The sequence below is a fragment of the Paenibacillus sp. MER 99-2 genome, from assembly GCF_023714095.1.
In the GTDB taxonomy this organism is placed as follows: Bacteria; Bacillota; Bacilli; order Paenibacillales; family Paenibacillaceae; genus Paenibacillus.
On record NZ_JAMAUZ010000002.1, the window covers coordinates 169870 to 196540 of the forward strand.

The window sequence follows — 26671 nt, forward strand, 5'->3', positions numbered from 1 at the left end:
CCTGGATTTTACCTTTGGAAAAGGAAATCAAAAAAATCTGGGGATAACAGCGATCGGAAGGTTATTCTGTCATCGAAGTGGCAAGTGTAACCATTCTTTAATTCAATTTATATAGCACAATCGTATGAGGGTGATTAGTTTAACGCATGTTAAGAAAATGATAAGAAGTTAATTACATTTTTATTAAGAAGTACACGGTATCCTAAACTCAATGATCGAAGTTAGATATCTACATTGAGGAGGATACCGATATGAATTCATTACTACGTACGGTTAGATCGCGATACATATACATCTGTGGAGCAAGTGCGCTGCTTAGCGCGGTGCTCCTTTTTGTCGTTTATCAAATGTTACGATTCGTGCTTAATCACCTATCTGCCGGGGGAACGTCATGGTTACCTCAGCTCATTCGCTGGGGAATTCATAATATTGGGACTCGGCCCATCGTGATCGTCATCGGAGCAGCTTTATTCTTAACATTCTTCTGGATTCGATCACAGAAAATGTCGGACGACCTTCAACGTATTTCCCAAATGACCCATGCTTTAGCGAATGGGGAGACGGGTGAACGCATTGAGGTTCTGAGTGGTGGAGAACTGCGCCAGATTGCTGCTCAGTTGAACGAGATTGCCTTTCAGAGGGGACAGGAGCGAATGAATGGATCAGGGCGTGAAAGCGAGGATGACTGGAATGAGAGACAGAAAGCCAACAATGAGGATATCGCAAACGTCCAGACTAACATCGTAGAGGTAGACTTACCCGTGAAACTTACCATCTATAGCATTCTCGCTTCTCTTGAAACCATTATCGAAGGACGGTACCGGGATGAAGCTGAGCTCCAACATTGGGTTCGATTGACGTATCAGAAAACATTAAACCTTCAACAAGCCCTCGATATTGCAGCGTTGCAACAGCAGGTGAGCAAGGGGGATTAACATTGAAATTTGAGATGATACCCAAGGCGAGCTCTAATCGACATGCAGAAAAAAATTCCGAAATGAGTACGCGAGAGCATGCACCGATCATGCGTGAGAAATTATCTAGACTAGAAGACTCCACTGCAAAGGGAGTACTCGGATTACGGCGAAGACTGAAGCTCAATTATAAAGTGAAACGGGGCATATATGTTGCTTTTGATGCATCTGTCGTTATCGTGATGATGTTATTCATTGGATACATGTACATGGTGATCTATGGTGAACGTATGATCCGAAGTCATCCCGTTATAACTTCCAAAATATCCTCAACGACCATTCTGAATTCAGAGGGAGCAGAAATAACCCGGCTACAAGCTGGTAAAAATGGCTATGCAGTACATGCAGACTTAAGCGAAATGCCGGATATTTTGAAGCAGGCTTTTCTAGCCACTGAGGATCGACGCTTCTATAAGCACGATGGATTTGACTACATCGGTATTGGGAGAGCGGTGGTACAGGATGTGATTAACCTTGATCTGAGTCAGGGAGGAAGCTCTATTACGCAGCAGCTAGCCAGAAACCTATATCTGAATGGAGACAAAACTTGGGTGCGCAAAGTGAATGAAATGTCCATCGCCATGGCGATAGAGAAAAAATATGCAAAGGATGACATTCTGGAGTCGTATCTGAATCAGATTTACATGGGACAGGGGCAATATGGTGTAAAAGCAGCGGCTTGGCGTTATTTTGGCATTAAGGATCTGCGTCAATTAGAGCTTTGGCAGGTCGCCACGCTAGCAGGGATTCCCAAAGGACCATCCATCTATAATCCTATAGATGACGCAGGTTTATCCAAGGATCGACGTGCGGTCGTGCTCACACTTATGCATGAACAAGGAATCATTACGAGAAAACAAATGCAGGAAGCCCGCAAAGTGGATTATGTGCCTCCGGCTACTACAGCTTCAATGAATTCGCCTGCATCCCAGCCTGCTTACGCTTCTGCTATAGATGCGGTCATACAGGAGGCCTCGCAGTTAACTGGCAAAAGTATCTCGGATATTCAATCTTCAGGCTGGGTCATTCATACTGGATTGAACAGTCGTGCCCAGTCAGCGATGGAAGAGGAGTTTCGCCAATCTACTCACTTCACAGATGACCGCGCTGATGAACGTGTTCAGGCAAGCATGGTCATTATCGATCAACGAAATGGAGAAGTAAAAGCGATGATGGGGGGACGTAATCCACGAAGAGGTGACATGAATCGAGCCACTAGAGATGCCCGGCAGCCTGGCTCGGCATTTAAACCTATTATTGCGTATGGGCCAGCGCTGGAATCGGGGAAATTCAATGCAAACAGCATCTTACAGGACAAACGAGTACGATATGGTAGCTATCAACCGAGTAATCTGGGAGAACGTTATCAAGATTCAATCACGATGACTGAAGCGCTCCGGAAGTCAGTGAATGCACCGGCAGTATGGTTGCTAAACGAGACTGGGATACAGCGTGCCCGCCAGTTTGCTGCGCATTTGGGAATTGAGCTGGGTCAAGAAGATCTTCATTTGTCGAGTGCTCTTGGGGGATTGCATCAGGGGGTATCTCCTTTGAAGATGGCTCAGGCTTACTCCGTATTTGCGAACCAAGGAAGATTCAACACCGCACACCTCATTCGAGAAATTACCGATGCACAGGGACGGAACATATATGTGCGTAAGGCTGAGAATCAGCAGGTCATTTCTCCCAATACAGCCCGTGTTATGACCGCTATGTTACAGAATGTAGTTAGTCATGGTACTGGAAGCAGGGCACAATTACATGGATACCAGGTAGCGGGAAAAACAGGCACAACACAGGCTGCACTGCCTGGCGTGAAGAAGGAGGCGAATCGGGATCTGTGGTTTGTAGGTTATACGAATAAGTGGACTGCAGCAGTGTGGATGGGGTTTGATCATACGGATGCAGAACATTATATGCGAGCAAGCAGCAGAGCGGCGGCGAATTTGTTTGCATCAGTCATGAAGCGCGCGTTGCCTTAGAGAAATGCGAAGAGGTGAAGAGCTTTCTGGAAGAAAGAGAACTTCCAACAATTGGATTTTTCTGAAAGTATTCGAGCAGAAAGTTACATCAGGAGCATAAGCTTCGCCTGTATCCCCGAATTTCATCTGCTCAAACTAAAAGTGCGTGTTCGGCTGCAGACTTTTTTGAACGACCTTTAAATCAATGATTTAGGGGGAACAGGCGACCTCTAAGAGGAGAACAATTTACCAACGGAGTGTTGAGCAGTAATGTTCCTGGTTTTTTTATTGTAACAAATCTAACCTAACTACGTTGTTGCTACAACATTGGTGCTGTTAGGATTTAGTTCGGAATAACTGCGGTGTACGTCGAATCATCTGATTCAGAACCTCGGACAATACAAGTCCAACGGCGATGGCGCCGGATAACATGAGTGCTTTGGCGGCAAGCTCTACGGCGGCATTATAATCATTTTGCACAAAACTACGCATCGCATTGTAAGCCAGTCCACCTGGTACGAGGGGGATAATACCGGCTACGCTGAAAATAATGACAGGTGAACGGAACATCCGGGAGAATAACTGACTGATCACACCAACTGCAATCGTGGCAGCAAGTGTAGCAGGAACTGCATCGGCTGCATACTCCAGCACCACATAAATGATCCAACCAATCATACCGACAAAGCCACCGTGTAACAACATTCGCCGCGGGGCGTTGAAGATAATTCCGAACGCTGCCGAAGCAACAAAGCTGGTCAAGGCTTGTTCTATAAAATGAAGCATCGTCTGCACTCCTTCGTCTTACATAAAAAGTGAAAATACAACGGCTATACCTGTGCCGATGGCAAACGCGGTTAGGAATGCCTCGGCTCCCTTAGATAACCCAGACACGAGATGACCTGCCATTAAATCCCGTACAGCGTTGGTGATAAGTAATCCAGGTACGAGCGGCATGACAGAGCCGATAATAATTTTGTCCAACTCGTGGCCTATGCCAAGATAGACCAGCAACAGTGCCAGTATACCGATCAAAAATGAAGCCGTTAGCTCGGCAAAGAATTTGACCAGCACCAGTCGGTGAAAGGCAATCACTGCTGCATAACCGGTGCCACCGCAGATCAGTGCGGGGATAAAATCACCCCAGCCTCCGCCAAACATAATCGTAAAACAGCCGCTAGATAATGCAGCAGCCGTAAGCTGCACGGCAAAGGAGTACGAGGAGGGCTGTCCTTCGATTTGTTGTAACAATCCGTAGGCATCGATGGCGGATAACTCACCTTGTCCAATTCGCCGTGATATGGCATTCACCTCGGATACCTTGTGCAGATCCGTTGTTCGTTCGGAGATGCGAATGAGTTTGGCCGGTTCAGTTGCATCCACTGAGAAAAAAATGCCTGTAGGCACAACATAACTATGCGAATGGGGTAATCCAAGCGCAGCAGCCATACGTTTCATCGTATCTTCTACACGGTAGGTTTCCCCACCGCTCTGTAGCATGATTTTTCCTGCGAGCAGACAAGTGGCAATCACGCGCGATTGTTCTGATGCTGCTGTACTATTCCCCGCCAATTCCGTCTCAGGCTGAGGGATGGGGGGAGGGTCATGCGGTATGTATTTCAACCGGATCATACTCCGTTTCTTATAAGATAGGGCTTAAGCCGACACCATTGTATCATAATTCACACGAGAGGACGGAAACATACTGCACGAATGGGTGAACACCTTTATAAGCAGCACGAATTTACACGATAAACTAATGGAAAGGCTCCGCTTCAATACCCGTAGGGCCGAAACGGAGCCATGTTAAACTGTGAACATGAATTCAACTTACAGATGAAACTTCAAAAGTTGAACTGTTACATCAACAAAGTAATGACTAACAGCTCATACAGCACTAATGGCAAAATCGTTGGGCCAAACAAAGCTCGTGGCTCAGGATAGCCATGCATCGGCGTAACTTGAAGATATAATATCCCCCGGTCTGCGCTAATGACAACACCTTCCCATACTTGACCGTCGATATTCTGAACTTGAACCTTCTTGCCGATATGTTGCCGAGCTGTATGATGAATCATATTCCGCACGCTGTGTACGGATTGAAGCATAGGTGTATTCGCCTGATAGACGACGCGTGTCGACGGTGTAGATGTAGACTCAGACATGATGCACAACCCTTCCTTCGAGTAAACTTCTTACTTCAAGGTATGCACCTGCCTATAAAAGGTGACTACACCAGCATGACTACACCAGCATTATTCCATAAATACGCCAACGGAGAGGTCAAGATAGGTGCTCCCATCTTCACAGATCATCAATGCAATGACTTCCGATGAAGTAGCTAAGTTTCTAGATCAGTATCAATGAACCTATGGATTCACCGGAATATCAACTGAGAACGGTGATGGGCTTAGTACCGGGTATGAGAATAACTCCATATCCAGAGCGCCTTGGGCAGAAGCACCATTCTCGATGGTAATAGATGCTTCAGCATCGGACGGATACCAGCTAACTCCTTTAATCTCAAACGCCTTTCCTTTGTTATCCTTAATATTGGTAAATGACAAACCTGAGTTGGCATTCTCAGAATCTGTAATATTGAAGTGCAGTATCATATCATTACCTTTAATTTCTTTCTTAAGGAATTTCAAATTCTGTGGACCACCCTCGATCTTACCCGATGTTGGATCAATTTGAATGTGCAGTTTATCTTTGTCCACGGCTCTAATCCCAGACGCATGTAAGGTCAGTTTTTTTGGAATAGAGAAATACATACTTTCGAAGAAAGCAGACATCCCATCCTCGGGAAGCGATGCTTCTTTTGTTGTCCATACTCTACCTTGCTCATCCACGAGCTGTAGATCATCAATGCCAAATATCTTTTTGGTATTCTTCGGATCATAGGTCATGTCCAGCACAAGCCGAGTTGGATATAACGTAGCTTGGTTTACATTAATTTGCTGACCATCTACAACTAAGGTTTCGTTAACAGGGATAACCCTTTTCATGCCTTGGGTTAAGCTGTGATCGACGGGAAATGTAATTCTCCACTCGTTTGCGTCAGCTTCTTTTCTTTCTTTAAACACTACGGTTAACTCTCGTGGAGGTAGAGATTCGGTAAAGGAAACATTGATCATATTCTCATAGATATCCTGGTCTGATGTTGGATTAGGGTACGAATAACTAAATCCAACGGGAAGATCCTCACCGTTTTTATCTAATAATTTGATATCGTACATATGGTTATCTGGGCTTTGAATGCCTTTCATCGTATAGAAAATAACCATGCGTGACTCATCCGTAATAATCCCTTCAATAGTCACAGAAGAACCATTATGCTCGTCAGTGATACCCACCTTCTGTAATAGGGATTGATCGATTGCCATCATCAGTCCTTTGTCCTGACGAATAAGACTCACAATTCCATCCATACCGGGCAATTGCTCTACGAACGAAGCAAAAGCAGGGGACACCCGGATACACCCGGTAAAAATAAGAATGATCACAGCGGCTGACACGGAGCTCATTTTCCAGCGAAGCCGGGATTTACGCTGGCGCGTAGCTTTACGAATGCCAGCTTGCACAGCCTGCTGCGTGGCGGCTTCGGGTACGGACAGGGCATCATATTCTAATTTGCGACGATGAAGTCGTTCTTCAAGGTCTTCTACAGGGTTCATTTCATCAGACATATTATGTATCTCCTTTCGTTCCTAGTTGGTCACGGAGCTGCCCGAGTGCTCGATGCAGTCGTGATTTTACGGTGCCAGTCGGAATTTCAAGAATTTCTGCAACTTCTGTTAACGAGAAACCTTCAAAATAACTCAGGATAATAATCTGTTTGCAATCTCGATCCAATGAAGATACGGCAGCAGCCAAGTCAGGGTCTTCGGGTTGATCCCAGCTACTGGATTCCTGAATATCGGTAATCTGGCTGAATCGGCTTTTGCGTTTGCGTTCATCGGCACAATAATTGAGGAGAATGCGGATTAACCAGGTGCCGAAGTAGGACGGCTCTTTTAACTTTTTGACCTTGCGAAAGGCTCTATAGGTGGATTCCTGTATCGCTTCCAGTGCATCGGCTTCGTTATGCAGATACGCATAGGCGATTCGATATAATCGGCTCTGATGCATTTCCATTAAGACTGCAAAAGCTTCGGCATCCCCTTGTTGTGCGGCAACGGTAAGCTCGGCAGGGGTCACATGGCTCCTCCTTTCGTGGGTGTATTGCGTATTAGACGGCGCAGATCGCCAAACGGTTCTTGAATTTTCCAAAAAAATATTAATTCGTTTGATTGAGCCGTTCGCTCAAAATAAATAACCGCTAAACTCCATGACACAGCTAAGGAGCCTAGCGGTTAAACGGGTTTCGACATATGTGAGTAACAATTAGGACTTTGCTGCAAGGGCATCTCTCAGACATTTAGCTGTTGAAGGATTGCCTTTGTTCAGTGCAATATCCAGCGCGGTCTGTCCTGCATCGGAGAGGGCTGATGGATCAGCTCCATGCTGTAGGAGAAGCTGAATCAGTTCTGCTTGATCGGTATGGAACGCAGCAGAGTGAAGAGCATTCTGACCGTCACTATCAAGGATATTCGTCGATGCACCGTGTTCTAGTAATAAACGGACAACCTCCACCGACCGTTCCCCTGCAAGTGCGGCGTGCAGGGCAGTATTGGACGGGATAAATGAGATTTTTGAATGAGAAACAACGTTAACATCTGCTCCATGCGCTAGAAGAATACGCACCGCTTCGGCTTGTCCATAATGCGCGGCGTACCCAAGCGGGGTGAGCCCATCATTGTTTTCCGTATTGGCGAGATCAGGCAGAGAGGCGAGTAATGTTTTTATTTTGACAACATCCCCGTTCTGACTAGCTTTAAATAGTTCGTTAATCTGTTCTTCATGTTCCAAGTGGCAGGCCTCCAATCATTCTCCGAAATACATTTTCTTCACAGCATCAAGACCAGGAACAGCGAAGCAAGCGAGTGGAGATGGTAGATCATCCAGCGGGAACCATCCGATCTCACCGATGGCTCCGCCTTCTTCAAGATTCCGAGCGATACCTCCAATAATCCGTGTGGAGTAGAGAAGAGAAATCCAATGCTCCTGCTGGTCAGGCTGAATCGTCTCTGCTGTGCAGAGCAATCGGTCGATGGCGATATCTAGATTGACTTCTTCCTTAATCTCCCGAATAACTGCTGTTTCAGCAGACTCGTAAGGGTCGATTTTACCTCCGGGTATGCTCCAGGTGAATTGCTCTGGTTCACGGTTGCGCCAGACAAGTAGTACTTCTCTACGATCATTAACAATGACCGCACCTACGCCAATGCGAGGTTGAACAGTGGCGTTTTCACTCGTAGTGGACAGGGAGGGCTCGGATGCATCACCAGAACCAGAAGTAGAGACGGAGGCAGCGCGTTGAAATTGATCTATGTTAACTGACGTTTCGTTTGAGACATTCGCACGAGTAGACTGAAAAGATAGGGGCAGTTCCGTCTGTCTTGACCATTCCTCTGCAAGGATACTCATAGAGATGAGGTCATAGTGCCTTCCATCTCGTAATACGGCTGAACACTGACGTCCTTCTACCTGAAATCCAGCTTTTAGATATGCCTGCATGGCAGACTCGTTATATTCAATCACTTCCAGTGCAATCCGGTTCAGATTCAATTCATGGAAGCCATAACGCATGATCAGGGCAAGCGCATCACTACCGTAGCCTTTGCCACGATCCTTCGCATCGCCGATAGCAATGGCCAGACGCGCGGAGCGATTATTCCATTCGATTCGGTAGAGAGCGGTGAAGCCAATATATCGATTATCCTCTAGCGTACGCAAGGAAAACTCAAATCCATTATCTCTGCGGACAGAAGAAGAACCTGTTTCATCCGGCGTTAGCGGTACTGCAATGTCTGTATCTAGATTACGTAGATAGCCATAATCGTCTGTGAAACGGGATAACCGCATACAATCTTCCGGGCAGGGTGCTGCCAGTCGAACCTTGGAGCCTTGAAAATGATTAAAATGAAGTGGAGCCATGTTGCACCTCTTTTATCGATATGAAATCGTTCATTAGTTATCATTATACTACGAATGAGCCCAGATCCGAAAAATGGAATACCTGATTCACAATTCAATTCAATAATCCGTTCGTTTTGCGAGTATGTGCTTATTCGCGGTTATGTACTTGCTATGCCAAATAAAAAAAAGCAGCCTACGGGCTGCGGAGTCTTGCGTTATTTCAGATCATTTAGAAGGTTCTTTATCTTTTTATAGTGTCCACTTACTCGATCGACCATGTAATTGTACATCAATTGATTCTCCGCAAGATTCGACATTTCCTTGTCAATGTCAACATTATTGCCGTTGTTGTTCATCGTTGTGTTGTTGTCCTCTACAATGCGGTAGGGTACGACAGGACCAGGAGTGCTAACTGGAAAATGTTTCGGATGAGTCCGGTGTAAATCCAAATTATCTGTGTTGCCTTGCTCAACGATGCGTCTGAGTTCTTCTTGGAACTCTACCGACTTCTTCTTATAATTCGGTGTGTCCGCATTGGCAATGTTGTTAGCAGTTACATTATGCCGGGTGGTTAATACTTGTAACAGCGATTCGTTACGCTTGGAAGTGTTCGTTTCGATCACGGCTCATTCTCCTTCACTGCAAAGTAATACCGTTACTCCTATAATAAGAAAATATGTTGCGTCATGTCAACAAATGACGAAAAGACAAGCGTATGCCAAAGGCTCTCACGAAGTGAAGAACCTTACTGGCATGACTGCTTGTCTGTAAATAGTACTTTTAACGTTGATTAATGGGTTACATAGATTGTTACCGCAACGACGCTAGGAATGTTGTATTTTCGCACCGTATGCAGTCCCAGCACGCATTGTCCCACCTTATGACAAAGGTGTCAGTCACCTTTGAAGTTCAGTCATGGAGTAGGACGGTTAATGTTTTTGCCATAATAGATCTCGTCCATTTCCAGCTTCAGCCACTCCGTAATTTCATGTTGTTCTGCCTTGCTCAGCTTATCCTTGGTGTACCCAAAGAGATAGTTATCCAGATCGAATTCCCGGAGCTTACACTTGGTGTGGAAAATGTTCTCCTGATAGACGTTCACATCAATCATATCAAAGCTGCTCTTAATCTCATCCGGAATGTAATTCTGGATGGAACCAATCTCATGATCGATGAACAGCTTGCGTCCACTTGTATCACGAGTAAATCCACGCACACGGTAATCCATCGTCATAATGTCTGTGTCGAAGGAATGAATGAGATAGTTCAGCGCTTTGAGGGGCGAGATTTCCCCGCAAGTGGACACGTCTATATCGGCACGGAACGTACTAATTCCTTCGCTTGGATGAAATTCCGGGTACGTATGAACCGTAATATGGCTTTTATCCAGCTGCATCACGACGTTATCGGGCAACGGCCCGGGGGATTCATCGAACGATTCCTCCGGAATTTCCACGATCGGCCCTTCGGATACGAGCATGGTTACACTAGCGCCTTGTGGAACGTAATCTTGCTGCGCCACATTCAGAACGTGTGCACCAATAATGTCGGATACATTTCTGAGAATTTTGCTTAATCGAGCCGCATTATACTGTTCATCAATATATTCAATATAAGCCTCACGTTCATCTTTGGTTTTGGTGTAACAGATATCGTACATGTTAAAGCTCAGCGATTTGGTCAGGTTGTTGAATCCGTGCAGTTGAATGCGCTGCTCGGGAGTTAATGTCATGGCTGCAGTTCCCCTTTATCCATACGACATAGTAATCGCAGTTTTAATACTACTTATACCCATATTGCTGCCAAAAAAAACATGAGTAAGCCATTCAAGGCTTTTACAGCCTGGCATGACTACGACAGATACCCTAGTAACCCGGTTCGTTGCTTCACAGTATCTAATTCTCTTTTTTTACATTCATCCATTCCTTTGGTAATATTAACCTTTTGATTGTGAAACGTGATTCTTGATGGAGATGTACGAGGCGATTACTGATGAAGAGGAGGGCTATGCCACATGGAATTCAGCTTAGGGAGCGTTACTATTGTTCTCCCACCATTACTCATTTCAATGATCATGGTCATTATTATATTCCTGTTAGTAAGATGGAGCAGACAATTAGAAACAAGACGTTTTACCATTTTCTTTTACTTTTGGATCAGTACGTTTACTACACCAATCTATTCTCATGCTACAACCGAAGGCTTCTTTCAGTTATCGCTACCTATGGGATTTCTATTGATCTTATTATATTTGTCTGGGGGTAACAGCAGATACCATCCGTCTAAAATGAAAGCGAGTCTATTAGGACTCTCTGTAGCGCTATACCAGTTAATTCTTCAATATTTCGGATAGATAGATGAATCAGGATAAATAGGAGATGAGGGGAATGTCCATTTGGAAAAAGCAAATGATAATCTATATGGAATTCATAGGATTTTTGGTTATTGGCTTCATTGTTACAGAAAATGTTTTGAGAAATATTTATGAGCGTTTCAATATTCCTTTTATGGGGAACGTATGGGTTAACTGGTTTGGGGTCTCATATTTTTTGTTTTTCCTTTATACACTCATTTGTGCGCTATGTATAAAAAAGAATGCTGATTTCTTCAGGAAACGCTTCAAATCGTTGATTTTCTGGGCTTTTCTAATGGGCTCTTTGTATGTTATTTTTGTTCCATTTGTTAAAGGAGAGAATCCCTTTTAATAAAACACAAAAAGGGCTATCTCCAGTCATTTATATGACTTAAGGGATAGCCATTTCTATATCAATACAGACATGATTCAGAAGGAAGTATCTTCGTAATGCTGCACATCATTCATCCGTTCATCCTCCGCGATGGATTGAATGTCCTCCGACGTTACGCTGATGATGGTATAGTCTTCATTCTGCTGTTTCTTAATCGCCTTTTCCTTCATAAAGCGTGGGCTGCCTTCGCCGGCATCTTCATCGTACACAAGCAATAGACCGTCGCTTTTGCGTAGCAGAAGATCATCCCGCGCTGTGAACTGCCATGGACCAATATAGGGCTGACGACTGATCGCGCCATAATAATCAACGCCTTGCAGGATGGAGCGATAATACTCTTGTTTATCTTCTTTCCATTGTTCCTCAGGATTCTGAAAAGCAGTGATGATCGATAATTTCAGATCAGGGAAAGTCTCCTTCAGTTCCAGCACAACTTCACAGGCCCACAGATCCACGCCGTATTGCCCTGGTGTCAACACCCATTCCAGCCCATCCTCCACAAGCGGTGTGAGGCGGGAGGCAATGGCTTTTTTGATATAAGGAATGCCCTCATGCTTCTGTCCAAAAATCTGCAGTTCATGTGCCCGATAACCGGTAATTAACAAGTTTTTCAGCATCGGTTGCTCCTTTCAGCGCGAATCCGTTCCCGAGAGCTTCAGTTACTCCGCGGTTGCGTTATCTGCACGGAAAGGATACAGGAATTGCTTCGGAATATCGGTCTCGAATGTCATTAGCTTATCGGTCGTCGGGTGGATAAACGAGAGCACACGTGCATGGAGTCCAAGGCGTCCCAGGTCTCTCGTGCGCGCACCGTACTTTTTGTCCCCTGCAATTGGATGTCCGAGGTCTTCCATGTGCACCCGAATCTGATTTTTGCGTCCTGTTTCCAATCGAACTTCAAGCAGAGAAAACTCACGATTGGATTTAAGACGCTTGTAGTGTGTTATAGCGTGTTGTCCATCGTTCGCACGTGGACTTGAGTACATTTTCAGCGTTTTGGTTTCCTTCAGCCAGGAGGAGATCGTACCTTCCTCTTTGCTCACAGCACCTTCAACTAGAGCGACATAGACGCGATCCTGTACATTATCTTTCCAGTTGTTTTGCAGTTTCTGCTGTACCTCTTCGCTTTTGGCAAACATCATTACGCCAGATGTATCCCGATCCAGACGATGCACGACAAATATCCGATTGTTTGGATTCGTACGACGCACATGCTCCATCAACTGGCGGTAGGCTGTAAGGTCGTTGCTACGGTCAGCGGCGATGGATAATAGCCCAGCTTCCTTACGAATGACGATGATGTCATTATCCTCATGCAAAATATTCACACCCGTCATGGAAGGAGCAGCTACAGCGCCTTCTTTGCTAATGGATACAGTCTGACCCGGCGTGAGTGCCAGGTTGAACTTCGTCACGACCTTCTGATCCACAGATACCTGACCACGACCCAAAATGGACTTCACGGCATTCCGACCATCTTTCAAATGCTTAAGCAGGAACGGCAGCAATTCTTCTGACTCTGTCACTTGATACTGGCGAGGTGGCTCTTGTTTACGATAATAGGAATTGCCAGAGCGTTTCGATGCGCCTGATGATTTGGCTTTCGTAGATCTTGCTTGGTTGCCTGTTGTTGAAGACTTGGCAGCTAGTGGCTTGTTCGTAGCCGCTGTATTACGAGATGTAGATGCAGAGGATCTTGATGAATCGGCAGATGCAGCACCTGATCTCTGGGAACGTGCCGCTGAGGGGCGGTTCGATGACTTTCCTTTGGATGATGAATTGCCTGTGGAACGTTTACGTGTATTCATAAATTAATAATCTCCTTCTGAACAGCCTGTACCGCTTGCGTGCATACGATCCGTTCATTTCGTTATGCAGTTCAATATACCATTAACCGGGTGTAAATAAAAATAGGTGTATAGAAACTGTTATTTATCCAATCGAACGAGAGTTGAGATTCATAGAATAGGATATCTCATTGCATTGGAGGTGTTACTCTTGGGTGTATTTCTCGATATGAGAACCTCAATGAATTCAGGAAGCGTAGGATCGCCTAACACGTCTTTATCCGTATCACCAGAAGTGTTCGGGTCGATTGGGCTGCAAACCTTAGGTATTGCGAATCCCATTATCACCCTGAATGGCACGGTTGGTGTAACGGGAGAAGAGGGAGATACCTTCGTTGTTGAACTGGTACGAGGTACTGTATATGATCCGTTCTTTGTTATCTATCGTGCCGAAGGTACGGTGGGACAGACAGGCGGCGCTGAATTTCATTCTTTTACCGCACAGGATTTGGCTGCACCACCCGCGCTGGAAAGTGTATACACTTCGTTTATATCAGGGGTGTCTACCGTAGCAAGAACAGGGCCTGAGATGTTCTATGGCATTGCCGCTACTAACTAGTTTTCTGCAAGGTTACTAAGAGAGAAGTTGCCGATTCATTCAGAAATACTGAACTATGACGTACCGTAATTCCTCTGTGATACTCGTAGAAGAAAATCCCGGCTCCAGTATTGTAGGAGTCCGGGATTTTCTTTGAGTTATATCTAGTCTGTGTGTGAAGCAACATTAGAGGAATTGAAATAAATTGAAGCAAAAAGAAAGCTCAGTTAGCACGTCCTTTCAGAATGATGTTGCCTGCTTTGCCAAAATCAATAGCAACTTTGCCTGCCAGAGCGGCTGTGCGCTCAGCGAGAACAACCGCATTAACGCCACAGGAGAATAGGGCGACATCAAACGTATGCTGGTTCGTTACGATCCATTGCAGCGTTTCATCCGTCTGACCCCAGTTATCAAAAGGAAGGGCTGCTGCGATCTGCAGATGATACGGTTCTTGAACAAGCCGATCGCGAAGGGCATCAATCTCGCGAGTCACGAGCAGCACCCGTTTACCAGCAAGCATGGACCAGAACCGAGGCATCTGTACGAGCTCACGGTTGACACAAGCATGGCAGGTCATTGCTGGAGAGATACCGTAGTGAGCAAATAACATATCGGTGAGCGGCCGTTTGAGATAATCCGGTGCTTTGATCGTCATGTCCCCTGGAGGCAGCACCCCAACAATATTAGCTCTCTGTATAGAGGCGGCCACGTGATCTCTAAGCTGAAAATCGGGGAGACGAAGTCCCTTTTGACCTAAATTGGCTTTGATCGCCCAGCGCTCTTGAAGCACCTGCTCCACAGTCCAAACCGTTTCCTGAGACATGACAATATTCTCGCCATCGCCCACGCGAACGAGAGAAAAAGGACGCTGCTCTACAAGTGCTGCTTCGAGCTGATCAAGTACACCATCCGTCTCAAGATAAATAGCATTCATTTTAGATGTAAACCTCCTTCGTATTCTATTGACCTATTCTATGTAATGGCTGCGCTAACGTTTTGTACGTTCGACCTGTAAAAGGCTATTCCATAAGTCCACTTTTGATGAGGGGATTACCAACATCCCCTCTTCTTGGTGCTGAAAACCACCCTTATTGAACACGCAATATAAGGCGAATCTGCGGTGTATATCAATCTATTTTGTGAAAAGTAGTTCAAGTGTACTGACCGATTCTACCTCTATTTCATACGTTGTAGAGATGGCGGATAAGAGAATTACGCTATGAAAGATAGATTGAATGCAGCAACGCAAACCATTTATTTCTGCAAGGCATGGGCTGCAAAACTATGAAAATGGTCAAAAGCAACCAGAAGAGGTTATTCCAAAAGTTCGCATAAACAAGGAGGGATGTTATGTCTAGGAAAGTCGTTATTGAGATTAACTTCAACAATTATGGCATGGATCCGCAGCGGTTAACGAGAGAATGGCTGGAGCGACGGATGAGCATCTTTCGTACCTTTACCTTGCATTGCCTCAAGGCGCAGACGAATCAGGATTTCCTTACCGTAGTGAAGCTGTCGAAGGAATCAGGAGAGTTGATGCAAGAGATTCTTGCGGAACAGGAGCCGTTGCCTTCTAATATTCGTTTTGGAACCAACATCGAGAGTGTACGTGCCATTCTGGCTTATGCACAAGGGGCAGAACACATCTATATTGCACGTCTGGATTCGGATGATCTGTACCACCGTACCTTTGTTCAACAGTTGTACGATATTCAGCCACAGCCGGAGACAATGGCATTAATTAATCAGAACGGCTACCTGTGGGATAGTGTGAATCATGAGATGGCACCAGCGTTTCATCGTTCCCCGCAGTTCTATGTCTACCTGTACCGGACGGAGGAATACGCTGCAGGCTATCGGGTGAAGCTGCCAGGCCGCGGAACGCACGGAAATGTAATTGATCTGCCACATGAACTGCTTGCACCTCGCAATTATGTCAATATCGTGCATAGCAGCAACACATCGGTCAAAAAGGTACCACCCAAAGATCGTTTAAGCCGAGAAGAAATGGCTCAGGTATTACGTGAATTCATGATCTAACGATCTAATGAAGGAGGCATTCTTGCATGATTAAAGGACAGATTATTTTGATCACTGGAGGAACAGGCTCCTGGGGACAGAAGCTGACCGAGGTACTGCTGGAACAGGATCCGGCTGAGATTCGTATCATGTCGCGTAACGAGTATGCTCAGATCGCGATGCAACGTGATTTTGGTCATGATGCAAGGCTACGTTTTGTCATCGGAGATATTCGGGATTATGGGGCAGTAGAGGAAGCGTGCAGGAATGTGAATGTTCTCTTTCATCTGGCTGCATTGAAGCATGTTCCCGTATGTGAAGATCAGCCAGATGAAGCCTTCAAGACCAATGTCATTGGCACGCAGAATATCATTAAAGCAGCCATTCGTATGAAGATTCCTAAGGTGATTGATGTTTCTACCGATAAGGCGGTTGATCCAATCAACGTGTATGGCATGACCAAAGCGCTCGGGGAGAAGATGATGATTCGTGCGAATGGGCTAAGTGAGCATACTCGATTCGTCTGCATCCGTGGAGGCAATGTGTTAGGAACAAGCGGCAGTGTTGTGCCATTGTTCCGGCGGCAGATTGATGAGGGCAAGTCGCTTACCATTACGGACAAAGGTATGACTCGCTTTTTTCTGACTCGCACAGAAGCGATACATCTACTGCTTAAGGCGGCTGAGGCGGCGGTAGGCGGAGAGACATTTGTGATGAAAATGAAAGCTTGCAAGATGACCGATCTGGCCTCGGTTATGTTAGAGCAGGCGGGTCGCCCGTCCTTTGACTATAAGGTTACAGGCATTCGCCCTGGCGAGAAGCTGCATGAAGTGCTCATCTCACCATTTGAATCACCGCGTACCTATAAGTATGATGAGCAATATTATGTCATATTGCCGCAGGAGCCGGACAAGCGCCTGCAAGATCAGTACAATAGCCTGCCTCGTGTCACACTTTCCGAATACCGCTCAGACACTGCCATGATGAACAAACAAGCGATAGCTCAGTTTTTGCGTGCAGGCGGCTTTATCGATTAATAGAAGGGAGGCGGAGCGTTTGGAGATGGAAGGATTGCAAGACAGCATACACAACCGCTCCCTTCTTGCTGCTGTTATTGGGCTGGGTTATGTCGGGCTTCCGATGGCAGTGGAGATGGCGCAGGCTGGTTATCGAGTACATGGTATTGATATTGATACACTCAAGGTTGCGAGGCTTCGAGCGGGAGATTCCTATGTGATCGGCATTGAGGATCAAGTGGTGCAGTCGTTAACTGCAAACGGATTATTCACGGCAACAACGGATTATTCAGCAGTCGCCAAGGCAGATATCATTGTCATCTGTGTACCAACACCACTAACGCCAGGTCATCAACCGGATATTTCATATATCGCCGCAGCAGTGGAAGGTATAACCCCTCATCTGAAGCAGGGAAGCCTCATCATACTGGAGAGCACCACATATCCGGGAACGACGGAGGAGCATGTGAAGCAGCCGATTGAAGCAGCCACAGGCTGGACGGTAGGCAAACAGTTCCATGTCTGCTATTCTCCTGAGCGGGTTGATCCAGGTAGTGTGAATTATGGGGTGAAAAATACACCGAAGATCATTGGAGGTACTACGTCCTCCTGTTTAGCCTATGGCACAGCGTTCTACGGCTCGTTCTTGAACGAAATTGTGCCTGTGAGCTCGACCACTGTGGCTGAGACCGCGAAGCTGTTCGAAAATACGTTTCGCAGCGTAAACATTGCCCTTGTGAATGAGCTTACGCCTGCATGCGAGCAGATGGGAGTGAACATCTGGGAGGTGCTGGACGCTGCTGCGACGAAGCCGTTTGGATATATGCCTTTCTACCCCGGGCCGGGGATTGGTGGACACTGTATTCCGATTGATCCGATCTATCTGTCCTGGGCGGCAGAGCGACAGGGGTCGGAGCTGCAATTCATCAAACTAGCCGATGCAATGAACCGGGAGATGCCGGAGCGTGTGGTGGCGAGGGCAGTGGAACTCCTGATGCAGAATGGGATTTTCGTAAAGGATGCACGGATTGTGCTGGCAGGTATGGCGTACAAAAAAGATATTGATGATTTGCGTGAATCCCCCGCACTGGATGTCTTCAGACTGCTAAGCGCAGCGGGAGCAGAGGTCGTCTTCACCGACCCGATGGTACCGGTCTTCCGCAAGGATGACGGCACGATTATTCAATCTCAACCAGCCTCGCCGGAACTATGGGCATGGGCGGATCTTGTGATTATTACAACGGATCATACCGGCTTTGATTATCAAGAGATGGCCGACCACGCGAAACAAATTTTCGATACCCGTAATGCTACCCAAGGTGTCCATGGGGGCAACATTGTGGTGCTCGGGCATCCAGCTCATCATCCTATCGTTACTGATCCAGAGGAAATGGCGAGCCATTCACCTCAAAAAGCAGGAGGTAGCGATGGCGAATCATGACCGGGTGAATGAGCGATATTATGGCGAGATTAATTCGGAAGAGTCTCATGAAGCAACGAGGACACGTATTCACTGGATGTGCCGGGAAGCGACAGGTGAGCGAATGCTGGATATCGGATGCAGTCAGGGGATTACCTCCATACTGCTTGCGCGTGAAGGTTTTCGGGTAACCGGCATTGATCTGGAGGAAGAGAGCATCAGGTATGCGAAGGAAGAGCTAGCGAAAGAATCGAAGCCTGTGCGAAGCAAAATGGATTTTCGGCTGATGGACATTACGCAGTGGAAGGAAAGGGCTGTCTTCGACACGATACTGCTCGGTGAAGTGCTGGAGCATTTTGCCCATCCCGAGAAGTTATTAGTTCAGATCCATCGGTTATTGCATGAAAAAGGAACGCTGGTCGTGACGGTTCCCTATGGATATCATCCGTTTCATGATCATAAACAGACCTTCTATGCAGGCAAGCTTGCGATGTGTCTGCTGCCGTATTTCGAAGTGGTGAAGCTGGAGGTTCATCATAAGTATCTATGCTGCGCTGCACGTAGACGATGGGAAGTCAATCCATATATCTCGCCTGCGCCAAGTGAAATGAACACATGGATGGAACTGGACTATGCCCATTTTGCCGAAATCGAACGTAGCCACCTGCGACTGATGAATCAACGGAAGAAGGCGCTCGACAATGCGGTTGAACAGGTAAAGCGTCTACGTAAACAAGAAGCGGAGAAACAGTCGTCAGAACAGTAAAGGTAGTAAGGATAGTAAGAACAGTTAGAGAAGTAAGATAAGGCGGACACAACAAGTATAGAGGGAGAGTACGATATATCAAGCTAAGCTGCACCAAGGAGACTTATAAAATGGATGTACAACCGGAGGCTATGTTGAAAAATAGGGCGCGTCTCCGTCTTAGCAAGTCGGAATATGAAAGTTATCACGAATGTTGAATAAGATGCTTCATCGCATAAGGTGTAGGGGCAAGGAAGGGGTTTATCCGTGATCACTATCAGTCTATGTATGATCGTGAAGAACGAAGAACGCACGTTGGCACGTTGTCTCGATTCGGTGAGTGGAATCGTGGATGAGATCATCATTGTCGATACAGGCTCATCTGACCGAACCATGGATGTGGCTGCGCAGTATACCGACCAAGTCTACACATATGAATGGCAGGATGATTTTGCTGCAGCTCGTAATTACTCATTCGAACAGGCCACGCAGGAGTATATCCTATGGCTGGATGCGGATGATGTGCTGTTGCCGGGCGATCAGGCGAAGCTTCAAGCGCTGAAAGAGCAGCTTCCGTCAGATGGTGAGACGGAAGCTGTGGTCTTGAACTACACGCTGGCCGAGGGGGCGGAGGCAAGTCCGTTAGTGACGGACCGCCGGAACCGCCTGGTCAAGCGCAGCGCAGGGTGCCGCTGGCATGGCCGGCTGCACGAGCAGCTAAGCTTTCCGCGGAGCGGGGTGATGACGGCAGACATTGCCGTCACGCATCGCCGCGAAGCGAGCAATCATTCGGCGCGTAACGTGCGCATTCTGCGCAAATGGATCGCCGCAGAGGGCGCAGCCCAGGGTCGCCTGCTGTTCTATTATGCAGGCGAATGTTATGACCGCAAGCGCTACGGGGCTGCGGTGCAAGGCTACGAGAAACTGCTGCAGGAGCCGCAGGGTTATCGCGAGGATCGTCTAATTGCCTGCGCGCGGCTTGCGGAATGTTATGAACGACTTGGCAAGCCGAGCTATAAGCTTCGCGCCTTATTGCAGTCGTTCCAGTTTGACCTACCCCATGCGGACTTCTGCTGCGCAATTGCGTCTTGCTTTCAAGAACGTGGGGAGCATATGACTGCGATATATTGGTATATGCAGGCTCTTGATGTAGGCACCCGTGATCCGGGGTTCCGCCCCGTACCTGCGGCATGTCGATCCTGGCTTCCTCATGCCCGGCTCTCCTTGTCCTATGCTCAATTGGGACATTGGGAACAGGCGCTTAAGCATAATGTTCAAGCGCTGGCATATATGCCGACTGATGCCGGATTGCTCAGTAATCGGGAGAAGTTGGAAACGATGGTGCGTCAGACAACATTTGAACCTCGCCAGGATTGACAGTGGGCAGAGTGAAGGAAGCGTAGAGCAAGAGCAAAGAACAAGCGAAGAACAAGCAAAGAGTGTGCAAAGAAACCAGCACAGGGCCGTGATTAATGAGTAAGCTACGTGCTAGAATGTCTGCTCTAATCGTTTGATTTTGGTGTACTGCAAAAGCAAATAACTTATTTAAACATCACTGTTACTACTGCTTCTCAGGAGAGAGGCAACGCACGTATTCACCTTTCATGCGCAGGCTCTTACATGCAAAGTTCCATCCATCATAGATGTCTTCATCAATATTCAGCGTTACGCTGTCATCATTATATTCGTTCCGGTTTTCAATCCGGAGCGTTTTTTCATTTTCCCATTCAAGGTGGTTGGCTCCGCGAAATTCAGCACGATAGATGGTTTTCACAAAACTGGCGTCTGCACCAGCAGATCCGTTTCCGGTTGATCGAACATCGACCCAGATGGTTACTCCTCCTGCGCCCGCACCACCGTAAGGAACACCATAGATTTCGGCTACATATTCACCGTTCCGTGAAGGCATAGAATAAGCAAGATATCCTTGTTCAGAACGATCGAATGTCGAGAAGTAGATACGAAGTATGTAGTAGAGAACGCCAACAACGATAAGTGCGATTACAAACAATAGAAACCCAGCAAACATTGGATGGCGCCTAATCCAGGGTTTGGTTAGTTTAGTTTCTGTATTTGCTGCTTCGTTAGTACGATTGTTGTGCTCCAATAAGGTAAGCCTCCTTTAATCTAATATCTGCTGTGCCGGAATGTAGATATCCAATTCTCCGTAGTTCTCCTCCGCCAGATGACCATCCACCCATTCAAAGTAATACGAATCACGCTTCGCATACCCTGAACGACTCTGCCAATATTCATCAATAAAGGTCCAGACACTGTCTAGATGATCAATGTTGATTCGGCTGGAATGAAAGTCACAGATGAATTTGAAAACTGCATATTGACTGGCAGGTACCTCGATCTGATCCAGACCCGCAGGAGCATGATCAAACGTGTGCACTTCGACAGAAGGCTGATAGATACTATGATCGTTATCCATTTCACGGGTGAAACCAATGTAAACGCCGGGATGCACCGCATCGGGTATCATTGCAAAATGCTCTTCCATAAAGTTGTTGCCTGCTGTCGTAGCCTCATAATAGGTCTCGTTGTCAATGTACCGTATGCTGCGTTGCTGACCGACAAGCTTCATGGCGGGTTTTCGCACATAAGTTGGACTCAGTACGTAGCCGTGTGGAAGGGTGGTGATCATAGCTGTCGTTAGGCGAGCTGTAATCCGGAGATCATGAGCCCCTTGTTTGCGATATTGTAATGGCGTGATGCCAAAAGCTTGCTTGAATGCCCGTATGTATGACTGTTCATATTCAAATGCATAGTGTGCACTGATATCGATAATCTTCCAGTTCCAATCAACGAGTTGCTCCAAGCTGCGAGCGAGTTTGCGAGCACGGATATATTCACCGGGAAGTTGACCGCTAAGATGTTTGAACATTCGGTGCAGATGGAATTTGGATATATGAGCAATTGCAGCGAGATGGTCGAGGGACAGTTTTTCTTGAATATGAGTCTCAATATAGTCAAATAACATATCAAAAGTCTCTAGTAGATCGTGTTGCATAGGAATCTCCCTCATAGGTTCAAGTAGTTATAGCAATAAATGTTCATTTTTTCCTTATCTTCAATGATATCATAGCGAAGAGCTTAATTAACAACAAGATCGGAGAAACGTTCTATGATTACCCAAAAAAGAACTTATACCACACGAAGTATGATGATTCGTCTGTGGAAATTGACAGGTCGATATCGCATGTTCATCATCCTGTTGCTATTTGCGGCCTTTGCGGCTTCCTTAATTGAGGTCGGTTATCTGGAATCTATCCGAAGATTGGTCAAGGGAGCGACAGAATCACAGGTTTCCTTGATCTACTCAGGTCTAATCATAGGTGCACTCATTGTGGTATTACGCATACTTGTAACCGCATTCATGACGTGGATCGAGACATTGTTCCAGCAAAAATCACTCTTATCTGTGCAAACTCTATTACTGTCATCTCTTGGAAACACCGAGACACGAGATCTGACACCGTATCACACAGGTGATCTCACGGCTAGAATCTGGACGTCTGCTAAAGAGGCTCAGAAGGGGATCAACCAACATGGTATTGAACTGGCCAAAAATATCATTCAACTCATTCTCGCCTTTGCTTATTTCAGTTGGGTGAACCTGCCGTTGTCATTGGCTGTTATTGCATTTACGTTAATCTACCCACTTATAACGGTGGGGTTAGGCAGACGTTTACAACGTCAACATGATCTATTGAATGCTAGTGCAGCAGCAAGGGATGAAATGTTGACTGAGATTATACAAGCACCTGTTGAGATTCGCAGCTACGGACTTGCGGGATCTGTGCAGCATGATTATAAGGAACGAATGAATCGAGTGTTCAGACAGACGATGTCAGTATCTGTGTTGCAACGCCTCTCGGAGGCGGCTGGACGGATCTCCACGTATGGGGGAATGATCCTGATCCTTTATCTGGGTGGCATACAGGTATTGAATGGACATATGGATGTGGGAGGGCTGGCGGCTTTTCTGGTAGCAAGCAGTCAGTTAACACGCCCGATCGAATCACTCTCGGGGTTATGGAATGACTTTATCAGCTCAGCCTCTCATGCGTCACGAATCTTTGAAGTGTTAGATTTGGAGAAAAAGAATGCTGGATCAGATGAGCCAATGGCATCCACTCCTGAAACCAATACATATGTACACATTGAATCAGGTTCAGATCAATTGGCTAAACAAGATAAACCACATGCGATAGATATGCAGCATGTCTCCTTCAGATATGGGGAGCAGGAAGAAGTGTTATCGGATATTTCGTTTACAGCTATGAAAGGCAAACTCACTGTCATTACAGGGCCAAGTGGGTGTGGCAAAACGACATTATTGAAATTGTTAGCCGGGTTGTATGCTCCTAACGAAGGTGCAATACAAGTTACTGGCTCTACACAGACAGACCAGGTGCATCAGGTATATGTTCCGCAACAAGCCTTTATTTTCACAGGCTCGGTGGAAGAAAACATTGCTTTTGGACTAGAAGGAATATCGGTTGATCAAGTAGAGGCTGCGGCGCAAATGACTCATGCACATGATGCTATTATGCGTCAGTCACTCGGTTATAAGACTGAGCTTCAGCCACAAGGTGGATCGATGTCTGGCGGGGAGCTCCAACGAATTAGTTTAGCGAGAGCTGTGCTTAGAAACCCGGATATTTTATTGCTGGATGAACCAACATCTTCTCAAGATCCTTGGCATGAGCAGCAATTGAATCGTCTAATGACCCGAATGACAACGGAGCAAGACATGACGATTATTGCGGTCACCCACCGATTGTCATTGATTGAAAGGGCAGATCAGGTCATCTATATCCAGAAGGGGCGCATCCAAGATGTGGGCACACATCATGAGCTCCTGAATCGTCCGAATGGATATCGAAGCTATATTACGGAGCAGAGTGCAGCAGGCAATTGAATCACATTTGGGTGTGGAAGTGAGATTGGAGGAACACCATGAGTAGCGAGAATAACAAACCTATCAAGAACGAAGATCCGGTAAATCCGGTATATGCCGATGGCACCAAGGGAACGGAGATCAATCGTGAGATGATTACAGCGGATGAAATGAAAGTAAATGATACGAACGAAGAGGATACACGCAAAAATGATACACACGAAAAGGATACGATAAATGAAGGTGATGTGAAGAACGATATATATATCCCACATGAGCGAGAGGATAAGCAAGCTGAAGAGCAAGGTGTGAAGCAAGAGCGAGGTCAGGAGAAAGATCAAGCCGAGGAGCAAGATCAAGATGAAAAGAAAGTGGCTTCCCTTGCTCAGGTGTGGCCTGTTATTTACCGCTGGATGAAGCCTTATGGATTAGCTGTGGCAATTTTACTTATATTTATCGCAGCAGATGCTGTCTTTGATTGGGGACTTGCCTTTGTGCAGGGATTCTTCGTAGATGCGATCCAAGATGGTGGACAGCAGCGTCTGAACAATACAGCGATAATTTTCATTGCCATTCTGGCTGGATTTATCGTATTGCTGGCGATGCATCGTTATGTGCTGGTATGGCTCAAGGAGTCGATGCACCGAGACATGTCTATGGATCTGCTGAAGCTGTTGAATCGCATGCCCTATGCATGGGTTCGCAGGCAGAAGTCTGGGGATGTGATGCTTCGTATTAAGGAGGACACCAAGCATGGGGCAGAAGTGGTGGAGGCCATTGCGGAGGGTGTTACTGTTGTGTTCATTATTGCACTATCGTTAGGATACTTGTACCGTGCAGATGCATGGGTTGCAGTTATCGCTCTCATTAGTGCAGCTGCAATCTGGTTTACGGCGAGGTTGTACGATGGGCGGATTATACGTTTGTCCGATGAGGTTGAATCACGAGAAGGTGAGTCCCAGCAACAGATTCAACAATATGTGGAGGGCATACCGGTGATTCAGGCGTATCATGCTGCGCCATGGTTTCTGACTCGTTTTCGAACCCAACAGCAATCGCTGAACAAGGTTCAGGCGAAGCTGCAGATGACGTTGAGCATGTCGGATAATGTGGCGATGGCAGTGTTTGGTTTGGCTCAGTTGGCGGCATTGTTCCTTATCGCTTTATCAGCAGCGAGGGGGACTTTGTCTCCCGGTATGGTAGTGGCAAGTAGTTTACTGTTCGAACTCGTTGTGTGGCCTGTACTTGGTCTATCCAGCCAGTGGAGTCAGATGCAGTCCAGTGTGGGTGCATTTGGGCGTATCTCAGCATGGCTGGAACGAGCGGGCAAAATGGCGAAGATGGATAGATTCGAGGGCATGCAAGAAACCAATGTACATGGACGGGAGATTTCCCATAACAGAAAATCTAATGAAGAACTAGATAGAGCTACGGAGGAATTGCCAAATCAAGCATTAGATAGAACACTGGAGAAAACCTCAAATAAAACGTTAGAGCAACCAGCACATCAAACAAAAAATCAAGAAAATGAACGTGCTATGCTTCGGCTCAGACAGGTTATGGTATCGGATGAAGAAAGCGGACGGATCATTCTGGATCAGATTACGCTCAACCTGGTTCCTGGTGAACTCGTTGCTGTTGTTGGTGCCAGTGGTGCAGGCAAATCTACATTATGTCAGGTATGTGCTGGGTTAATTGAGCCTACAAATGGGAACGTAATGTTGCATGATAAGGAAGTTACGCAATACTTGGCTATGGATAGCCAATCCACTCTGACGTATATGCCGCAGACACCGACTTTTTTTACAGGAACAATGGAAGAGAATATACGTCTGGGAAGAGACGTTACATTGGATAAGGTAAAGCTTGCAGCAGTGCAAGCAGGTTTACATGAATTTATTGAGGCGCAGGAAGGACAGTATGAAGCACCCCTGCAAGAAAAAGGTGCCAATCTATCTGGAGGTCAGCAGCAACGACTATCGCTAGCCAGACTGTTCTTAAGAACATCTGATGTGTATATTCTAGACGAGCCAACATCATCACTTGATGTGCAGACAGAGCATCATGTAATGAAGCATCTGTTAACTTTTATGAAAGGCAAAATAGGATTACTTGTTACCCATCGAATGGAGGTTGCCCAGCAGTGTCCCCGTATTCTCGTGATGGATCAAGGCCGAATTGTTGAAGATGGAACGCATGAGCAGCTGATGGGAAGTAAAGGGTTGTATTATCACATGAATGGTAAGAATTCGTAACTGATGATGAATTAGAGAACAATCGTTTTGTCTAATGAGGACAGGACGGTTGTTTTGTTTGTTGCAAAAGATTAACTGGGCATGGACGTTCACTGCGCCTGAACTGAATTGCTGCTTGGAATGGAGCTTGAGCCGTAGTTGTGCCTAACATAAATCAGCATTAAAAGACGGTTCCTATTCCTATTTAACACTCTTTATATACCAAAGTACGTTTGACAT

25 protein-coding genes and 2 pseudogenes are annotated in these 26671 nt (G+C 46.3%); 12 read left to right on the forward strand and 15 right to left on the reverse strand.

What is annotated here, in order from left to right:
* The first annotated feature begins 251 nt into the window (after positions 1-251).
* Positions 252-935: a HAMP domain-containing protein gene (locus M3636_RS11580; RefSeq protein ID WP_251382619.1), complete on the forward strand. Its 684-nt coding sequence runs from the start codon at positions 252-254 to the stop codon at positions 933-935.
* Between the two features lie 2 nt (positions 936-937).
* Complete coding sequence (locus M3636_RS11585; RefSeq protein WP_251382620.1) at positions 938-2956, forward strand: transglycosylase domain-containing protein; 2019 nt, start codon at positions 938-940, stop codon at positions 2954-2956.
* A 315-nt stretch (positions 2957-3271) separates the two neighbouring features.
* On the opposite strand, the gene M3636_RS11590 is transcribed toward M3636_RS11585, so the two are convergent.
* The 10 genes and pseudogenes from M3636_RS11590 to speD all read right to left on the reverse strand — a co-directional run bounded on the left by M3636_RS11590 (position 3272) and on the right by speD (position 10688).
* Positions 3272-3721, reverse strand: coding sequence for a threonine/serine exporter family protein (locus M3636_RS11590; protein WP_145411203.1), 450 nt, complete (start codon positions 3719-3721; stop codon positions 3272-3274).
* An 18-nt stretch (positions 3722-3739) separates the two neighbouring features.
* On the reverse strand, positions 3740-4435 hold the full coding sequence (locus M3636_RS11595; protein WP_251383058.1) for a threonine/serine exporter family protein: 696 nt from the start codon (positions 4433-4435) through the stop codon (positions 3740-3742).
* A 359-nt stretch (positions 4436-4794) separates the two neighbouring features.
* Complete coding sequence (locus tag M3636_RS11600) at positions 4795-5100, reverse strand: hypothetical protein (RefSeq protein WP_128100836.1); 306 nt, start codon at positions 5098-5100, stop codon at positions 4795-4797.
* Positions 5101-5304: 204 nt separating this feature from the next.
* Positions 5305-6624, reverse strand: coding sequence for a DUF4179 domain-containing protein (locus M3636_RS11605; protein ID WP_251382621.1), 1320 nt, complete (start codon positions 6622-6624; stop codon positions 5305-5307).
* A 1-nt stretch (position 6625) separates the two neighbouring features.
* Positions 6626-7135 (reverse strand): RNA polymerase sigma factor, encoded by a 510-nt coding sequence (locus tag M3636_RS11610; protein WP_145411207.1) that lies wholly within the window; start codon positions 7133-7135, stop codon positions 6626-6628.
* Positions 7136-7321: 186 nt separating this feature from the next.
* A complete protein-coding gene (locus M3636_RS11615) occupies positions 7322-7846 on the reverse strand; it encodes an ankyrin repeat domain-containing protein (RefSeq protein WP_128100839.1) in 525 nt (174 codons plus the stop codon).
* A 15-nt stretch (positions 7847-7861) separates the two neighbouring features.
* Positions 7862-8263 carry an NUDIX domain-containing protein gene (locus M3636_RS11620; protein WP_251383059.1) on the reverse strand — a complete coding sequence of 134 codons (402 nt, stop codon included), beginning with the start codon at positions 8261-8263 and terminating at the stop codon, positions 7862-7864.
* Between the two features lie 219 nt (positions 8264-8482).
* Positions 8483-8974, reverse strand: a pseudogene (locus M3636_RS11625) (GNAT family N-acetyltransferase); the annotation flags it as partial.
* Between the two features lie 197 nt (positions 8975-9171).
* Positions 9172-9579: a flagellar basal body rod protein FlgB gene (gene flgB / locus M3636_RS11630; RefSeq protein WP_128100840.1), complete on the reverse strand. Its 408-nt coding sequence runs from the start codon at positions 9577-9579 to the stop codon at positions 9172-9174.
* 290 nt (positions 9580-9869) lie between these two features.
* Positions 9870-10688 carry an adenosylmethionine decarboxylase gene (speD, locus tag M3636_RS11635; protein ID WP_128100841.1) on the reverse strand — a complete coding sequence of 273 codons (819 nt, stop codon included), beginning with the start codon at positions 10686-10688 and terminating at the stop codon, positions 9870-9872.
* Positions 10689-10970: 282 nt separating this feature from the next.
* Between speD and M3636_RS11640 the strand changes: the two genes are divergently transcribed.
* Positions 10971-11309 carry a hypothetical protein gene (locus M3636_RS11640; protein WP_128100842.1) on the forward strand — a complete coding sequence of 113 codons (339 nt, stop codon included), beginning with the start codon at positions 10971-10973 and terminating at the stop codon, positions 11307-11309.
* A 429-nt stretch (positions 11310-11738) separates the two neighbouring features.
* On the opposite strand, the gene M3636_RS11645 is transcribed toward M3636_RS11640, so the two are convergent.
* Both M3636_RS11645 and M3636_RS11650 read right to left on the reverse strand, forming a co-directional pair.
* Positions 11739-12320: an SLOG family protein gene (locus M3636_RS11645; protein WP_186323670.1), complete on the reverse strand. Its 582-nt coding sequence runs from the start codon at positions 12318-12320 to the stop codon at positions 11739-11741.
* Between the two features lie 42 nt (positions 12321-12362).
* Positions 12363-13511, reverse strand: a complete 1149-nt coding sequence (locus M3636_RS11650; protein WP_251382622.1) for an RluA family pseudouridine synthase — start codon at positions 13509-13511, stop codon at positions 12363-12365.
* 220 nt (positions 13512-13731) lie between these two features.
* Between M3636_RS11650 and M3636_RS11655 the strand changes: the two genes are divergently transcribed.
* A complete protein-coding gene (locus M3636_RS11655; protein WP_353056291.1) occupies positions 13732-14109 on the forward strand; it encodes a hypothetical protein in 378 nt (125 codons plus the stop codon).
* Positions 14110-14311: 202 nt separating this feature from the next.
* Here M3636_RS11655 and M3636_RS11660 read toward each other — a convergent pair whose 3' ends face one another.
* Positions 14312-15022, reverse strand: coding sequence for a GT-D fold domain-containing glycosyltransferase (locus tag M3636_RS11660; protein WP_251382623.1), 711 nt, complete (start codon positions 15020-15022; stop codon positions 14312-14314).
* A gap of 416 nt (positions 15023-15438) precedes the next feature.
* On the opposite strand from M3636_RS11660, the gene M3636_RS11665 reads away from it, so the two are divergent.
* From M3636_RS11665 to M3636_RS11690, 6 genes and pseudogenes are all read left to right on the forward strand, one after another.
* Positions 15439-16128 (forward strand): glycosyltransferase, encoded by a 690-nt coding sequence (locus M3636_RS11665; protein ID WP_251382624.1) that lies wholly within the window; start codon positions 15439-15441, stop codon positions 16126-16128.
* 26 nt (positions 16129-16154) lie between these two features.
* Positions 16155-17144 (forward strand): polysaccharide biosynthesis protein, encoded by a 990-nt coding sequence (locus M3636_RS11670; protein ID WP_251382625.1) that lies wholly within the window; start codon positions 16155-16157, stop codon positions 17142-17144.
* 25 nt (positions 17145-17169) lie between these two features.
* Complete coding sequence (locus M3636_RS11675; protein WP_251383060.1) at positions 17170-18564, forward strand: nucleotide sugar dehydrogenase; 1395 nt, start codon at positions 17170-17172, stop codon at positions 18562-18564.
* Complete coding sequence (locus M3636_RS11680; RefSeq protein WP_251382626.1) at positions 18551-19309, forward strand: class I SAM-dependent methyltransferase; 759 nt, start codon at positions 18551-18553, stop codon at positions 19307-19309. Before M3636_RS11675 ends, M3636_RS11680 begins: the two co-directional genes overlap by 14 nt.
* Before the next feature lie 267 nt (positions 19310-19576).
* Positions 19577-19858: pseudogene (locus M3636_RS11685) on the forward strand (glycosyltransferase family 2 protein); the annotation flags it as partial.
* A gap of 171 nt (positions 19859-20029) precedes the next feature.
* Entirely contained in the window at positions 20030-20665 is a 636-nt protein-coding gene (locus tag M3636_RS11690; protein ID WP_251383090.1) for a tetratricopeptide repeat protein, read from the forward strand.
* A 184-nt stretch (positions 20666-20849) separates the two neighbouring features.
* On the opposite strand, the gene M3636_RS11695 is transcribed toward M3636_RS11690, so the two are convergent.
* Positions 20850-21395, reverse strand: a complete 546-nt coding sequence (locus M3636_RS11695; protein WP_251382627.1) for a DUF859 domain-containing protein — start codon at positions 21393-21395, stop codon at positions 20850-20852.
* A 15-nt stretch (positions 21396-21410) separates the two neighbouring features.
* Positions 21411-22304 (reverse strand): helix-turn-helix domain-containing protein, encoded by an 894-nt coding sequence (locus tag M3636_RS11700; RefSeq protein ID WP_251382628.1) that lies wholly within the window; start codon positions 22302-22304, stop codon positions 21411-21413.
* 114 nt (positions 22305-22418) lie between these two features.
* Between M3636_RS11700 and M3636_RS11705 the strand changes: the two genes are divergently transcribed.
* Together M3636_RS11705 and M3636_RS11710 are read left to right on the forward strand one after the other, a co-directional pair.
* Positions 22419-24218: an ABC transporter ATP-binding protein gene (locus M3636_RS11705; protein ID WP_251382629.1), complete on the forward strand. Its 1800-nt coding sequence runs from the start codon at positions 22419-22421 to the stop codon at positions 24216-24218.
* A 38-nt stretch (positions 24219-24256) separates the two neighbouring features.
* The gene (locus M3636_RS11710; protein ID WP_251382630.1) at positions 24257-26452 is read left to right on the forward strand and encodes an ABC transporter ATP-binding protein; all 2196 of its coding nucleotides are present in this window, start codon (positions 24257-24259) and stop codon (positions 26450-26452) included.
* Positions 26453-26671 lie beyond the last annotated feature (219 nt).

Bases quoted from the DNA above. Each gene is read 5' to 3' on its own strand.
- M3636_RS11600 (WP_128100836.1), bottom strand. From the start codon at position 5,100: ATGTCTGAGTCTACATCTACACCGTCGACACGCGTCGTCTATCAGGCG.
- M3636_RS11700 (WP_251382628.1), bottom strand. From the start codon at position 22,304: ATGCAACACGATCTACTAGAGACTTTTGATATGTTATTTGACTATATT.
- M3636_RS11675 (WP_251383060.1), top strand. From the start codon at position 17,170: ATGGAAGGATTGCAAGACAGCATACACAACCGCTCCCTTCTTGCTGCT.
- M3636_RS11590 (WP_145411203.1), bottom strand. From the start codon at position 3,721: ATGCTTCATTTTATAGAACAAGCCTTGACCAGCTTTGTTGCTTCGGCA.
- M3636_RS11660 (WP_251382623.1), bottom strand. From the start codon at position 15,022: ATGAATGCTATTTATCTTGAGACGGATGGTGTACTTGATCAGCTCGAA.
- M3636_RS11645 (WP_186323670.1), bottom strand. From the start codon at position 12,320: ATGCTGAAAAACTTGTTAATTACCGGTTATCGGGCACATGAACTGCAG.
- M3636_RS11580 (WP_251382619.1), top strand. From the start codon at position 252: ATGAATTCATTACTACGTACGGTTAGATCGCGATACATATACATCTGT.
- M3636_RS11705 (WP_251382629.1), top strand. From the start codon at position 22,419: ATGATTACCCAAAAAAGAACTTATACCACACGAAGTATGATGATTCGT.
- M3636_RS11595 (WP_251383058.1), bottom strand. From the start codon at position 4,435: ATGCTACAGAGCGGTGGGGAAACCTACCGTGTAGAAGATACGATGAAA.
- M3636_RS11605 (WP_251382621.1), bottom strand. From the start codon at position 6,624: ATGTCTGATGAAATGAACCCTGTAGAAGACCTTGAAGAACGACTTCAT.
- M3636_RS11710 (WP_251382630.1), top strand. From the start codon at position 24,257: ATGAGTAGCGAGAATAACAAACCTATCAAGAACGAAGATCCGGTAAAT.
- M3636_RS11665 (WP_251382624.1), top strand. From the start codon at position 15,439: ATGTCTAGGAAAGTCGTTATTGAGATTAACTTCAACAATTATGGCATG.
- M3636_RS11640 (WP_128100842.1), top strand. From the start codon at position 10,971: ATGGAATTCAGCTTAGGGAGCGTTACTATTGTTCTCCCACCATTACTC.
- M3636_RS11650 (WP_251382622.1), bottom strand. From the start codon at position 13,511: ATGAATACACGTAAACGTTCCACAGGCAATTCATCATCCAAAGGAAAG.
- M3636_RS11670 (WP_251382625.1), top strand. From the start codon at position 16,155: ATGATTAAAGGACAGATTATTTTGATCACTGGAGGAACAGGCTCCTGG.
- M3636_RS11680 (WP_251382626.1), top strand. From the start codon at position 18,551: ATGGCGAATCATGACCGGGTGAATGAGCGATATTATGGCGAGATTAAT.
- M3636_RS11690 (WP_251383090.1), top strand. From the start codon at position 20,030: ATGACGGCAGACATTGCCGTCACGCATCGCCGCGAAGCGAGCAATCAT.
- speD (WP_128100841.1), bottom strand. From the start codon at position 10,688: ATGACATTAACTCCCGAGCAGCGCATTCAACTGCACGGATTCAACAAC.
- M3636_RS11655 (WP_353056291.1), top strand. From the start codon at position 13,732: ATGAATTCAGGAAGCGTAGGATCGCCTAACACGTCTTTATCCGTATCA.